The sequence below is a fragment of the Longicatena sp. genome, from assembly GCF_982403165.1.
Genome location: NZ_CEVYEL010000061.1, coordinates 1 through 13,999, shown reverse-complemented (window position 1 = coordinate 13,999; position 13,999 = coordinate 1). Strand labels below are relative to the sequence as shown.

Below are 13,999 nucleotides of genomic sequence, written 5' to 3'. Positions count from 1 at the left end.
CCGACCTATACCCTTAGCAGGGGCACCTCTTCAGCCTCTTGAGTACTACTCCAGTTCTGATTTGCATACATTTCGTTTGCCATAAAAGTATATCATAGTCATTTTTAAAAGTCTAGTCCTAAAATCAAAAAAATAGGCGCTCCTCCTACCTGTTTTCGGCCTTACAAAAAAACAGCCAAACCTGTAAATTTTGAACATTTTCATCACTATTTTACAGATTTCTCATGTTTGTGTCGTATACAAAGGTAGGAGGTGTTCGTATGTATAAAACCATTAAGCTGCGCATTCGTGCAGATCGAGAACGGAAACAAGTATTGCTTGCTTATGAAGATATTTATCACAGTGCTTTACGTAAATATGTATATCAGATGATTTTAGAAGGGAAACCTATACGCTATGATGTCAAACGTATCCATAAAGCGATTCCTAAAGAAAGTAAATGGCAGCTTTATCAGACAGCACGCAATCGCTATGCGTATTTCCTTAAGCATCATGATTGGGAATTTCATAAGTCCAGTATATGGAATCAGCGCAACTTTACCGTTTCGCAAGATACGCTTGTCTTATCTTTTGGTAAAGGTTTTATTGTGAAACAGCTCGTAGTAGGGTTAGCATGTGAAAAGGTGGAATGGGAGAAGGTTAAAGAAGGGATGATTTGTCGTATGGATATTGTTCATGATGAACAATATTGGTTTGCCAATCTACTGCTACAATTACCGTGAATGGTTTCACTTTATCATCACTTCTTTGATTACCGTCGTAAGAATTATCTTTCATTAGCTATGGGAATACATAATAGAAAGACGTAGCAGCGATTCCTTATGAACGCTTAACGCTTTTACGTTCATTCTGTTTCGGATGTACGCTTGTTTTTTAACGGCAAGCTCCTTCTTTATGTATATGAAAGGGAATGTCTGCCATTATTTGACACGCATGCATTTACATGATAAATTAAATAAGTACCTTTTCATAAGGAGGCAGGCTATGAAAGAAGAAAAAAAGCTTACATCAACATCAGATGTGGATAAGATGAAGGAAAGTGATGAACTGATTCCGGAAGAGAATCTGGAACAGATGATGGAAGAGTTGAAAGAAGAATTAAAGGAAGATCCAGAACCACAACAAGATGGTTCCCTGGAGGATCTTTCATCAGATACCATGGAAACCGTTACGAAGGAAGTAGAAACAAAGCCTGAAACGTTAGTAAAATATCGCATTTTCTTTGTTTCTGATATGGATGAAGAAGCGCGTTATTTGCATGAGATGTCTATGAGTGGGTATCACTTTAAAGAAAAAAAGGGCATTCGCTATACCTTCGAACTGGGTGAAGTAAAAAACTACTATTACCATTTAGGCTATTATGAGCATGGTCTGCGTGATGGAGATCGTTATGTAGAGAACTTTAAAGAGGCCGGATGGGAAAGCATTTATCATGAAAAGAGTGAATTTGATGGAATGTTGCATTATTTTCGCACCCTAGAAGAACCCGGTGCGCCTGAACCGGAAATCTATAGTGATCGTAAATCACGTAATGCTTTGTATAAACGACTGTTATCCAGCTGGCGCAATTTGATTACGATGATTGTCATTCTTATGGTTTTCATGTTAGGTATTTTGTTTTTCTTACTAACACATCCAACGATATATCAGGGTATTTTTATGACTATTTTCACAATTGTCGCTGTTCTATTGATTGGAACCTTTATCCTTTATTTAATGATTTATATGAAAGTAAAGAAGAAGTTATTAGAGTTTAAATATCAATCATAATATCTTCTGGATATAGCAAAGATATCAATAAAAATGAAACGTTATCCGACGTTTCTTTTTTTAAGGAAGAGTGCTATACTTTTGTACAAGAGGTACTTATGAAAACAATTTTATGCTTTCTTTTCAGCTTAGGTATATTTTTGCAGGCGGCAATGCTGGTGAATGCCGGGGTGCTGTTTTTGTTGTATTTTATACTTCGGCTTTTTCACGTAAGTAAAACGCAGATTCTTACATGGTATAACCGATATCCGAAAACAGCCTTATTTATCACTTCGCTTGTGGCAGAGAGTAGTACACTTATCATATTATTGCCGATTTGCAGAGAATGGTTTGGTTTTATAGGGTATAAGCTTGAGGATGAAACGTTATTGCTATTTGCGTTATTAGAAATCCTGCCATCTTTCTATAAATTTCATAAGGTGAAAGCATTTATCGATTGAGCTTATCTTACCTTCATAGCAGGCAGTTATAATGCAAAAAATGAATCATATGGCATCACTTTTGGGTATATGTTTATGAAAGAGAAAAAAAAACATCGTATGATGTTTTTTAGCTGCCAATTAAGAAGTCAAGAATATTCCATCCGGCATCTGTTTCGCTCTTGTATAATTCTGTAAAACCGCAACGCGTGCAGGATACGGTTACGAATTTTTTATTCTGAACATCAAATAATTTCGCAAAATTGCCGCCGGTTGCCTGAAACTGGTCGCTTTCATAAGATGTATTCCCACATTTAGGGCAGACAAATTGTTTCTTTTCCATTATAAGAACCTCCTTGAATATAAATATTATAGCATTTATCAATAAGATGGCAAAGATGAAATCATTAAGAAAAAGTAAGGAGTTTTGATTATCAAAAGAATGGCATATAAAAGGAACGATATCTTTTTGATAATCGTTCCTTAGCTTTTTTATAACAATTTGGCAAAGAAATTGGTGATCTTATCGAAGAAGTTATCTTTACTTTCTTCTTTTGTGGCTTTCTTTTCTGTTTCTACTTTCTTCTCATGTTTTAGTTCTTCTGTCTTATAAATGAATTTTACTTTTGCTGTACTCTTTGTAGGGGCACCTGCAAAGGTATGCTCATTTTCAGCTTCTTTGACGATTTCATTTTTAATAGATAGCAGCTGATTCAGATCGCTCATAGATACATTGACTTCATGTTTCATTTTATCAATGCCATCCATTTTAAAGGTTTGCATACCTTTGTTTAATTCACCTGTTTTTTCGGCTAATGTGGTTGTGGCAGCGTGCAGCTGTTTCGCCCCTTTGCTAAGAGCTGTTGAACCATTTTGCAGCTTAGTAACACCGGCATTGGCTGTTGTTAAGCCATTTACTAAGGTTTTTGATCCATTATATAATTGAGAAGCACCGCTGCTGGCAGATACCATGTTCGTATTTAAAGTCTTAATTCCAGTTTTTAATTCACCTAAATTGGCAGTTGCTGTTTTTAATTGACTGGTGCCGGCAGCTAGGGTAGCTGCACCTTCTGCAGCATCTTTCATACTATCCTGCAGCGTACCTAAATCAGTCAGCGTTGTTTTTACTAAAGTAACTGCGCCGTTTAATTGAGTGGCGGCGGCATTTAATTCCGGTGCTTTTTCAGACAGCTTTGCACTTCCTAACGCAGCCGCTGCACTCAGATTACTGACATTGTGACCAGCACCATCAGCATCGCCATATAAAGCATTTTGAACACCGGAAGCATAACCTTCGGCATAAGTTGTATCTGTACAAATTGCTTTGAGTGCGTTGATTTGTTCCTGTGTCATATTTGACTTGGTTGGATCAGCGTTTTGAGCATAGAGGGTACAAGCCGTTGTCTTGGCAGCTGTTGTTTTAGCGGTTGCTTGTGCACTGGCTGCTTTCAGAGTGTCGCCATTCACAATGGTATTAATGCCTTGTATTGCCGTGTTAAGTTTCAAAGCACTATTCGCTAATTCCGTCAATTGTGTAGGATAGGCGGCTAAATCATCTACTAATGTCTGCATCTTTTTTAAATCTACTGCCTGAATCTTGGTGTTGCCTTCACGCAAACCGGTGGATAATGTCTGCATGCCATCATTCAACTCAGATATACTGGTGACTAAGGTTGGCAGATCTTTTGTGGCAGTGGTCAGTTTTTTGGTGCCATCTTTGGCAAGAGAAAGGCCATTGCTTAAATTTTTCAAGTTGGCAGATAATTCTTTAGAACCTTTGGTTAATTTTGTAGTACCACTCTTTAAGTCATTTACACCAGTGCTTAAAGCCGGAATACTATTTACCATTTCTTTAACCTTGCTGTTTAAGGTGGCTGTGCCTTCAGCAAGCTGACTGGTTCCATTTGCTAACTTAACACTTGCCTCACTCAACTGATCAATGCCATCCAGTAATTCATCAAGTGAATTAATATCTTTCAATTTATCAAGAGGAACTTCCGGTGTTAAGGCAATCATGATAGGCCCCATCTCAAAGTCCTTTGTTTCACACTTGATGACGTATTCATCTTGGATTTTTAAGCCTTTGGTATCGTTAATACCACTACTTTTTAAGGTGTCTTCCAATCCTGGCAAAGCAACGATACCAACCATTTGATTATTGCCTTCATTCAAAATTTTTCCATTTTCACAAGTGACGTTGGAAAAGTGATCTGTGGACAGATCAATGACGCCGGCACCGATATATAAGGGATGAATATTGGTTGTTTTGCCATTGATATTCACCTGACGTGTCTGTGTGTTTTTCATGGTTATATGAATTTCCAATGGACCGCTTTTTCCAATGAGATCCTTACCATCTATTGCTTGACCATTTAGTTTATAGGTGACATTTACCTTTACTGGCAATTGTTTCGTTGTTTTTCCTTCATAATACACATCATTGCCATCAACATTCCATGTATAGGTATTTCCTTTCACAGAGGGCTGGTCATCACTTTTTACATTTTTGACATCTTTAAGATCAAGTGATTCTTTAATGTTTTTAATACCATGATCATTATGCAGCCAGCTGCTTACGATTTCTTCATCAACACTTCCATCTGGATGCAACATCGCATAGACCGTTTCATCCTTTGTTGTTTGTGTATCATCGCCATCTTTGGCATACAGTGTTGTCATACAAGTATTTGCCATCATCAGACTCAATGCGGCACAAGTAACTGTTTTTACATTTTTTTTCATGTTCTCAACCTCTTTCTTTCCTTATTTATTTCAAATTGGCTTTTGGCCAACCTTTTGTTGTTTTTTCAATCGCTTTATGGAAGATAATCAACAAGGCAGGCAATACCAGAAGAATTACCAGCATAGAGATAACAGCGCCTCGTGAAATCAGCGTACACAAGCTCTTGATCAGATCCATCTTCGCGATGAAGGATACACCGATACAGGCTGCGAAGAAGGATAAACCGGATGTGATAATACTTGGGGCCGATTTGGCTGCGGCTTCACGCGCTGCTTCAATGACCGGTTTGCCATTACTTAATTCTTCTTTATAACGCGTTGTCATCAAAATTGCATAATCAACCGTAGCACCTAATTGAATCGTTCCGATAACGATGCTGGCAATGAATGGCAACACACTACCGGTAAAGTATGGAATACCCATATTGATACAGATAGCAAATTCAATCGACGCAACGAGGATTACTGGCAATGCTAAAGATTTAAAGGTAATTACAATAATTAAGAAAATAGCTAATACGGATAAGATATTAACCATCTTAAAGTCAATATCCGTTGTTGTGATCAAGTCTCGCGTTAAGCTTCCTTCACCAGCAATCACGGCATGTTTATCATATTTGTGCATGATGTTGTCAATCTTATCTAACTGTTCGTTTTCTTCATCCGTAGCCGCACGATACGTTGAGTTGACCAAGATCATTTTTTTACCGCCATTATTTAAAATGGTTTTAACGGCTTCCGGCTCTAATTGTGTCGGAATTCTTCCGCCAATCAGACTCTCATAGGAAACGACACTGTAAACACCGTTTAGTTTTTCCACTTCATCACAGATTTCTTTAATTTGATAGTTTTCTAAATTTTCATCCACCAGTAAGAAGTGGGTGGTTGTCATATGGAACTGATCCTTTAATTTATTTGTCCCAATGATGCTGGCAAAATCCTGCGGCATGTTGGCGCTCAAATCATAATAGACTTTGGTATGATTTTGTGCATACCCCATCGGAATGAACAAGACTAAGAAAATTACCAGAATGCCTTTATAATGCTTTGTTAAGAAGGCAGGCAGTTTCTTAGGTTCCTTCAAGATGATTGGATGTTTCCATTTTTCAATATACTTATCAAAACGCATTAACAGCGATGGCAGGATGATGATCGTGGATAAGACACCAAAGATAACACCTTTTGCCATGACAATACCAATATCTTTTCCTAAGGTCAGTTGCATGGCACATAATGCTAAGAAACCGGCAATGGTTGTAACTGAAGATGAGGTGATGGAAGTAAAGGTTGCCTGAATCGCATTTGACATTGCTTCATCACGATTACTTGTTTTATTCTTTTCTTCCTGATAACGATGCAACAGGAAGATAGAGTAGTCCATGGTAACACCTAACTGTAAGACAAGCGCTAAGGCTTTTGTGATATAAGAAACTTCGCCGAGGAATACATTAGTACCAAAGTTATAAGCAACCGGGAAAGCAATTCCCAAGACGAAGATAAAGGGGGCAATGGATGACTCCAATCCCATAAATAAGACAATCACACACAAGATGATGGCCGTGACTCCATACAATGGTGTTTCTTTTTCACTTAAATCCTTAATATCTTCGGATACGGCAGAGAAACCACCCAAATAGCACTGCTTTTCACTATAACCTTTGATCTTATGAATGGCATCCATCGTTCTTTGTGATGCACCATCTTCCTCAAAGGTAATAACCATCAGAGTTCCTTTATCCGAATACAGCATGTCTTTGACATCTTTTGGCAAGACCTCCTTCGGGATACTGATATCTAAGATATCGCCTCGCCATAAGACATCCTTTACACCATCAATGCTTTGAATCTCTTTCTTTAATTCCGCAACGTTTTTATCCGGCATATTTTCTACTACCAGCATGCCGGTGCTGGCAAGGTTGAAATCATCTGATAATGATTTTTGTCCTTTCATGGATTCTACATCCTTTGGCAGATAACTCAATAAGTCATAATTGACTTTGGTACGTGCATAACCGATCGCACTTGGAATCAGCAGCAGTACCGCAATTAACAGAATCAGATTTCTTTTTCTAACAATGAAATCAGATAACTTCTTCATACCTCCACGCTCCTATCTTTCTTTTAAGATCGTTTGATCATTTTGCGAATCGTCGTATATAGCATCGGTTTTAAATTGTCGATGCTATCCGGCTGTTTTAATACAATAGAGGAATAACATACGGTTGAAACAAGCTCTAGAATCATAAAAATCAGTTGATAGGCTTCCTGTTCTTGATAACCTAAACTGATTAAATAGCTGAGAAAATCCTCCAGATGATTCACGACCTCATATTCATCATCGCCAAGCTTACCGCCGATAACGCTCCAAGATAGATTTTTCTGGATCATCTTAATGCTGCTGGGATTGGCTTTGAAAAATTCTATGACATAATCTACAAGAAAGATCAATTCTTCGATCTTATCATCAATCTGTTCCTCTTTGGCTTTCATTAATGCTTCATCAATGATGGAAGAGCTTTTCTTCACGATTAGATGATTGATAAGTTGTACCTTATCATGAAAGTAAAGATAGAAAGTGCCCTTTGCTACATGAGCATCCTGGACAATTTGGTCGATGGATATGCGGTTAAAATCCTCTTTCGCAAATAGGCGCAAGGCAGCTTCTTCAATCCTGCGGCGTTTCTCATTCTTATTCATCAGAACCTTGTTTCGCATATAGTTACACCTCTTTTCCTGAATGACTTTAAGTCATTTTTTTATGACCGTGAAAAGGATATGGCAAAAATGACGAACAGTCAATATTTTATATGCAGTAGAAAAAGAAGTTCTTTAGACAGTTCTTTTTATTTGTCTAAATACTATGCGTGAAAGGGGTTTCTGGTTATAAAAGGGTGAAAGCGATACTAGCGTAAATAAGAAATATATTAGTTCTTAAAAAATGAAATACGTTATGGCGATGAAAGGAGAATAGATGGTTGTGCGTGAATATATACAATAAGTTATTATGATGGTTGTTAAAGAAAGCATATTGGTAGATGAAGGTATTTGCTGATATAGATTTGAAAATTGTATCAACATTGGTGATTTCGGTTAGGTTTTCGGTAATAAAAGTTATTTGAAAATTACGCAGTACGTGATTTGTTTGTTATGATGGTACATAAAGAATAAGACATTATACGGTAAGCTTTATTCTTGAAGGAGGGAATATCATGGAGGATATCATCGTCACAAAAGATTTAACAAAGGAATACAGAGGATATAAAGCAAATCATGCGATATCGATGTGTGTAAAAAAAGGGAGTATTTATGGGTTGATTGGGCGAAACGGCGCCGGTAAGACAACATTCATGCGAATGCTGTTGGGGTTAAGTAAACCAACCAAGGGAGAAATTCAGCTATTAGGTAAAAAGGGTAAAGAAATGAATCAGGAACGAAGCCGTATCGGTTCCATCATAGAAACACCTGCTTTTATAACCAGACTTTCTGCATATGATAATTTAATGTTGCGTGCTGATTTGTTAGGGTTAAAGGATAAAAAGAAAGCCATCCATGAGGCGCTAAAAAAGGTTGGCTTATATGAAAAACGCGGACAGAAAGTGAAAGGTTTTTCGCTAGGAATGCGGCAGAGTTTAGGTATTGCTTGCGCTATCTTAGGAGAACCGGAATTATTAATTTTAGATGAGCCCATCAATGGCTTAGATCCGATTGCGATTGCGAATGTGCGTAAGATTTTATTGGATCTGAATAAAAAAGGTACGACCATTATTATTTCCAGTCATATCTTGGGGGAAATGGAAAAGGTTGCCACATGTTATGGGTTTATCGTGGAAGGTAAGTTAGTAAAAGAAATCAGTGAAGAAGAAGTCAAAAACAACAAAGTAGATTTAGAAAAATTCTTCATTAAAATTGCCGGAGGTGAGTTAGATGCATAAGGTAGTAAAGGCGGAGTTATTTAAGCTAAAACGTAATAAAGCATATTGGTTTATCTTATTGTTATCCTTTGGTATTTATCTGGCTTTAGGTCTTATGACGGATGAGAAAATCAGCTTTCAAGATGCGATTGCTTCCTCAGCAAGCATTGTACCTTTGTTTAGTGCGCTTGTTGCCATCAGTGTAGCCCAGGCCGATTATAACGATGGAACAATGAAAAATGTCGTTAGTGCAGGAATTAGTCGTACTAGCATTTATATAGGGAAATTATTGGCTGCCTATATTGGCTGTATGGGAATCTTTTTGATTGAAGCCATCATGTCGGTAGGCTTCAGTGTGTATGGCGGAGCAACGGTAACAATGGATGCTTTCTTTATCATTAAAGCTGTGTTGTTACAGGCCGTAGTCGTATTGAACTATACGGTTATCTTCTTTTTATTGGGAAGTATTATACATAGCGCCGCGTTAGCTGTATCTTTATCCTTTGCATATTATTTGTTTGGAGCTTTTGCCTTTGGTTATGTTGGAAGCTTTTTACATATCAGTGGACTTGCCGATTATGAATTAGGCAGCGTTGCTACGGCAATCGAACAAGTAAATGTTAATACAGTGACGATGTTGCATTTAGGAATCGTAACGATTGTTATACTTTTCTTCGCATATGTCGGAGCTTTCTGTTTCAATCGACAAGAAATCAAGTAACTGTTTTTCACCAAGATACTTTAAAAAAGGAAAATCCCTTTTGTGATGTTTGACTTCACAGAAGGGATTTTGTTTTATAAGAAGAAACCTTTTGATAGTGATCCTGTCGAGCATTCTTAGCACATATCATGAAGCTAGCACATATCATGAAATTGGTGGGTGTTTATGAATGGATGAAAAAGAGTATTTGTATTTACAACTTTACAGCATATGCAGCTTATAGCTGTTGATGGCGAAATATCACCACGGCACTAGATAAAGAAATACCAATCAAAAGTAGGGCAAGAAGAATAGGCACTAAATAATCGGCTGGAAGACTTTGTCCTTGTAGTAAAGAGATAGAATTTGTTATAAGAATAGCAGGCTGTATTTCCTGTAATGGAGGAAATAAAGACATGCCCATACAAATAAGGAAGAACCCTCCAGTACATAATAAAGAGCCAATACTTGTTTTCGTAAGTACACCACCTAATAATAACAATGCCAACAGCAAGCAACCAAACAACCATATACAAAAGATGCCTAACAATAAGTGTGGCACATTTGTCAAAGGCCAAAACATGAAGTTATACAGATATGTGACAAGAAAGCTGATGCCATAACAACATGTCCATACTAGTAAAACACTGCTGTACTTCGCTAATAAAATGGTGGTTCTGGATAAACCTTTTGTTAATAGATGAATCAATGTTCCTTTTTGCAATTCATTAGAAATCATGGTGCTAAAAACAATTAATAGGATGATAATACCAATTTGCGAAATGTTTTTATAAAACTGCGCCCATGAATCCATCACTTCAGGTTGTGGTAATTGTATTTGGATGCCATCTGGCAAAAGACTTGCCGCAACTTCAAGAAGATACCGCGCACTGATAGGGTTCAGAAATCCTAAAGCCAGAAACACCATCATAAGTACAAAGAGCTTGTAGCTGCGTAGATAGTCGTAAAATTCTTTCTTTAAAAAAGCTAGATAGGCATTCATTTTACCACCTCCATATATAGGGATTCCAAGGTCGGTTCAACGATTTCCATACGGCGCAAGGAAAGTTTTTGCTGCAATAATTCCTGATGAAGCTTGCTTTGCAGCAGTGACATATTATCATGTGTGATCTGCAACTCTGTATCCGTACAAATCTTGGTGCTAAACTGCGTTTTGGAAAGAAAATGCTGCATGGATTCAGGATTCATGAATTCTAGTTGCATTCTATTACTGGCCTTTTCCTTGATGGATTGCATACTGCCATGTCGTTGGATAATGCCATCATGAAGAATAGCGTAGGAATCACAGACACGCTCTACATCGCTTAAGATATGAGTGGAAAAAATAATAGTTGTATGATCCTTAATTTGTGTTAGTATGGATAGGATATCCTTACGTCCGATGGGATCTAAAGCAGACGTCGGTTCATCCGCAATAAGCAAATCCGGTTCATTCAACAGAGCTTGCGCAATGCCAAGACGTTGTTTCATACCGCGAGAAAATGTTGCGATACGCTTCTTGCGACTTTGCCATAAACCAGTCAATGTTAAGAGCTCTTCACTTTTTCTTTTACAATCTGCGGCAGACATATGTGTGATTGATGCACAGAGCTGTAAATACTCATAAGGGGTTAAATAATCATAAAAGGCAGGAACATCACTTAGATAACCGATATGGCGATTGGCTTTTGTATTACCAAAACTTACCGTTTCTTGGCATACCTGAATCTCACCGGCATCCTTTGGCAGCAAACCTAATATAAGCTTCATAGTAGTTGTTTTACCGGCCCCATTTTGTCCGACAAAGCCTAAAATACTATGTGCAGGGACGCAGAAGTCCACTCCTTTTAAGACTTCATGAGAGCCAAAGGTTTTTCTTACTTGATGAAGTTCCAGTACATTCATCATTCTTCACCTCTTCCGAATACGAAATAGATAATAGGCCCGAAAAATTGCAGTAATAAGACAACGAAAATCCAGATATATCGATTACCAAAACGATAATGAGGGTGACGTAGAACATGAAATAATGCACTAAAGGCTAAGATCAATTCAATGATGATTAGAGGTAAAAGCAGTGGTAAATGATCAATTAAGGTCTGCATGTGGTTTCCTCCTTTTTCTGCATTAAAATGCGGATACAATGTTGAAAACGGGGATCGTTTTTCATCGGTTGAAATTCCGGTAACTCGTTGATAATCTGCAATAGCGATTCAATGACAATCGTGCGATTGCGTGGTGGCTGCGTATCTAAGGCAATCTCTTTCAGCCAACTGTTTAATTCGGTGAAATAATCATCTTGATTCTGTAATTTATCCATATTCGTTGTAGCAAGGATATCAGCAGAATGTGTCAATTCCTTAAAAGCTTCTTCATAAAGGTGATGATGGGCATATACCTGTGCGATGGCAAGAAGGGATTGAAAGGCTGTATATGGATGGATATGCGATATCTGATACAGTTCCAAAAGACTTTTTACTTTCGCAATGGTTTTTTCGCATGCTGTTAAATCATCTATTCTCAGCATCATAAAAGAGATGGAATCTTGAATTAGAAACAACAAATGCTGATAGGCAGATGTCTGCAAAATACGATATGCCTGTTCCATATTTCCCAATTTCTGATGACAAGCGGCAGTAAGTTCACTGTCTTGCGCAATCGGACGTGGGATTTCTCCTAACAGCTGTAAGGCATCCATGGGTTTATCGCTGGCAATGTATGCCATAATTTCCAAGGTGAGGGTTTCTTTTGTCAAGGTCGGATCCTTACATTCTTTTTCTACATAGTGACAAAGTTTTAAAGCCTCATCTAAGATCTTTGCAGGGTCTTTAAATAATGTGGCATGATTCAAATACAAAACAATCATCTTATATAAGAAAGGGAAACATGCGTGGTACGTATGCAACAATTCTTCACAATGCTTCAAAGCCTCATCACTGTCGTGGGCGATTTCATCAGATAATTGATGATAGAGTTCAACAATAGCTTCTTGTGTCAACTGAGGCTCATATCCCATGAGTTCATCTACAGTGACATTGAATAAAGTGGCAAGCTGAGGAAGAAAAATGATATCTGGATAGGATGTGTTGGTTTCCCATTTTGAAACAGAAGATTTACTGACGCCGATCCAGTTGGCTAATTGATCTTGTGTGATGTTGGCTTTTCTGCGTAAGGCAGCGATATTTTCTCCAAGTTTTAGTGGTTTCATAAATTCTAACCTTCTTTCTTGGTTTCATTATAAGTGGAAGATAGGTATAAAACAATGGATTATGTCGCAACAATAAGAAGAAAAGTTGCTTAATAGGAAACTTGGCAAAATGATTGATCGTTGTGATGCAGGTGGAATACGTAAGATTATAGTACAGATAATAGTGCTATTTTTAAAATATATCTTGCATGATTAGTTGTTTTATGGTAATATATGAATCACCGATGGAGGTTTAGCTCAGTTGGGAGAGCGTCTGCCTTACAAGCAGAGGGTCGGGGGTTCAAGTCCCTCAACCTCCACCATATATAAACAACCCACGGCACTGCTTGAATGGCAGCGCTTTTTTAATATTGAAACCTCCAACAGCAAATAGGGAACTAAAGATCGAATGAGAAAAATAACATGAGTTTGTACAAGCTCAGGATAAACAACCTATGGTACTGCTTGATTAGGAGTGCTATTTTATTATCGAAACCTCCAACAGCAAATAGGGAACTAAAGATTGAATGAGAAAAATAACATGAGTTTGTACATAAGCTTAGGATAAACAACCTATGGCAGTGCTTTTTTAAAACCAGCCAAATGGGAACAAATTATGATATCATAATACTAAAAGAAAGAGGTGTGTTATATGGCAAAGATACTTTATGATGCAAATTATGATAAAGAACTTGTCGCAAAACGCAATCAATGTCATGATCTGTGTCACCAATATAATCAGCTACTGCCTACAGCTGTGAAAGAACGTAAGAAAGTCTTACAAGCTATCATAGGGGAAATGGAAGATGACCTAATTATTGAACAACCATTTTATTGTGATTATGGGACCAATATCCGCTTAGGGAAACAAGTGTATTTGAATATGCATACCATCATGCTGGATGCTGCTGAAATATATGTAGAAGATCATGTGTTTGTGGGACCAAACTGTGCTTTTTATACAGCGGGTCATCCTTTCTCTATAGAAGATCGTCGAGCAGGTTTAGAGTATGCATTGCCTATACATGTTGAAGAAGATGTTTGGATTGGTGGCAATACGGTAGTAATGGCAGGAGTCACGATAGGAAAAGGTAGTGTGATTGGGGCAGGCAGCGTAGTCACAAAAGATATTCCACCATATGTATTAGCCGCTGGAAATCCATGTCGCATCATTCGTTCTATAAAAGAAGAAGCAAAAATAAAAAGCGATTGCCAATTGATACGATTCTCAAAAGTAGACAGTACAAATAATTAAAACGTACTGAATACA

Annotated in this window: 14 protein-coding genes and 1 tRNA gene; 7 read left to right on the top strand and 8 right to left on the bottom strand. The window is 37.7% G+C overall.

Features of this window, described 5'->3' with window-relative positions:
- Nucleotides 1-260: 260 nt before the first annotated feature.
- The 3 genes from AC1VS3_RS11085 (at nucleotide 261) to AC1VS3_RS11075 (ending at nucleotide 2,210) form a co-directional block, all read left to right on the top strand.
- A complete protein-coding gene (locus tag AC1VS3_RS11085) occupies nucleotides 261-722 on the top strand; it encodes a hypothetical protein (protein WP_117548048.1) in 462 nt (153 codons plus the stop codon).
- Between the two features lie 262 nt (nucleotides 723-984).
- Nucleotides 985-1,770 (top strand): DUF2812 domain-containing protein, encoded by a 786-nt coding sequence (locus AC1VS3_RS11080; RefSeq protein ID WP_117548049.1) that lies wholly within the window; start codon nucleotides 985-987, stop codon nucleotides 1,768-1,770.
- 98 nt (nucleotides 1,771-1,868) lie between these two features.
- A complete protein-coding gene (locus AC1VS3_RS11075) occupies nucleotides 1,869-2,210 on the top strand; it encodes a hypothetical protein (protein WP_117548050.1) in 342 nt (113 codons plus the stop codon).
- Nucleotides 2,211-2,319: 109 nt separating this feature from the next.
- Here the strand turns inward: AC1VS3_RS11075 and AC1VS3_RS11070 are convergent, their stop codons facing one another.
- The 4 genes from AC1VS3_RS11070 to AC1VS3_RS11055 form a co-directional block, all read right to left on the bottom strand.
- On the bottom strand, nucleotides 2,320-2,532 hold the full coding sequence (locus tag AC1VS3_RS11070; protein WP_008979261.1) for a zinc ribbon domain-containing protein: 213 nt from the start codon (nucleotides 2,530-2,532) through the stop codon (nucleotides 2,320-2,322).
- Between the two features lie 149 nt (nucleotides 2,533-2,681).
- Nucleotides 2,682-4,931: a YhgE/Pip domain-containing protein gene (locus tag AC1VS3_RS11065; RefSeq protein ID WP_117548051.1), complete on the bottom strand. Its 2,250-nt coding sequence runs from the start codon at nucleotides 4,929-4,931 to the stop codon at nucleotides 2,682-2,684.
- Between the two features lie 25 nt (nucleotides 4,932-4,956).
- On the bottom strand, nucleotides 4,957-7,029 hold the full coding sequence (locus AC1VS3_RS11060) for an efflux RND transporter permease subunit (protein ID WP_008686857.1): 2,073 nt from the start codon (nucleotides 7,027-7,029) through the stop codon (nucleotides 4,957-4,959).
- A 23-nt stretch (nucleotides 7,030-7,052) separates the two neighbouring features.
- On the bottom strand, nucleotides 7,053-7,646 hold the full coding sequence (locus AC1VS3_RS11055; protein ID WP_008686859.1) for a TetR/AcrR family transcriptional regulator: 594 nt from the start codon (nucleotides 7,644-7,646) through the stop codon (nucleotides 7,053-7,055).
- Between the two features lie 494 nt (nucleotides 7,647-8,140).
- Here AC1VS3_RS11055 and AC1VS3_RS11050 point away from each other — a divergent pair, with 494 nt between their 5' ends.
- Nucleotides 8,141-8,863 (top strand): ABC transporter ATP-binding protein, encoded by a 723-nt coding sequence (locus tag AC1VS3_RS11050; RefSeq protein ID WP_117548052.1) that lies wholly within the window; start codon nucleotides 8,141-8,143, stop codon nucleotides 8,861-8,863.
- On the top strand, nucleotides 8,856-9,563 hold the full coding sequence (locus AC1VS3_RS11045; protein ID WP_117548053.1) for an ABC transporter permease: 708 nt from the start codon (nucleotides 8,856-8,858) through the stop codon (nucleotides 9,561-9,563). Before AC1VS3_RS11050 ends, AC1VS3_RS11045 begins: the two co-directional genes overlap by 8 nt.
- 217 nt (nucleotides 9,564-9,780) lie before the next feature.
- On the opposite strand, the gene AC1VS3_RS11040 is transcribed toward AC1VS3_RS11045, so the two are convergent.
- From AC1VS3_RS11040 to AC1VS3_RS11025, 4 genes are read right to left on the bottom strand one after another with little or no spacing between them, the layout of a single operon-like run.
- Nucleotides 9,781-10,545, bottom strand: coding sequence for an ABC transporter permease (locus AC1VS3_RS11040; RefSeq protein ID WP_117548054.1), 765 nt, complete (start codon nucleotides 10,543-10,545; stop codon nucleotides 9,781-9,783).
- A complete protein-coding gene (locus AC1VS3_RS11035) occupies nucleotides 10,542-11,450 on the bottom strand; it encodes an ABC transporter ATP-binding protein (protein ID WP_117548055.1) in 909 nt (302 codons plus the stop codon). Before AC1VS3_RS11035 ends, AC1VS3_RS11040 begins: the two co-directional genes overlap by 4 nt.
- Entirely contained in the window at nucleotides 11,447-11,647 is a 201-nt protein-coding gene (locus AC1VS3_RS11030; RefSeq protein ID WP_008686870.1) for a PLD nuclease N-terminal domain-containing protein, read from the bottom strand. Before AC1VS3_RS11030 ends, AC1VS3_RS11035 begins: the two co-directional genes overlap by 4 nt.
- Nucleotides 11,635-12,750 carry a helix-turn-helix domain-containing protein gene (locus AC1VS3_RS11025; RefSeq protein WP_119983305.1) on the bottom strand — a complete coding sequence of 372 codons (1,116 nt, stop codon included), beginning with the start codon at nucleotides 12,748-12,750 and terminating at the stop codon, nucleotides 11,635-11,637. Before AC1VS3_RS11025 ends, AC1VS3_RS11030 begins: the two co-directional genes overlap by 13 nt.
- A gap of 226 nt (nucleotides 12,751-12,976) precedes the next feature.
- Here AC1VS3_RS11025 and AC1VS3_RS11020 point away from each other — a divergent pair.
- Nucleotides 12,977-13,052 (top strand) — tRNA-Val (locus tag AC1VS3_RS11020).
- 329 nt (nucleotides 13,053-13,381) lie between these two features.
- Nucleotides 13,382-13,984, top strand: a complete 603-nt coding sequence (locus AC1VS3_RS11015) for a sugar O-acetyltransferase (RefSeq protein WP_481275650.1) — start codon at nucleotides 13,382-13,384, stop codon at nucleotides 13,982-13,984.
- Nucleotides 13,985-13,999 lie beyond the last annotated feature (15 nt).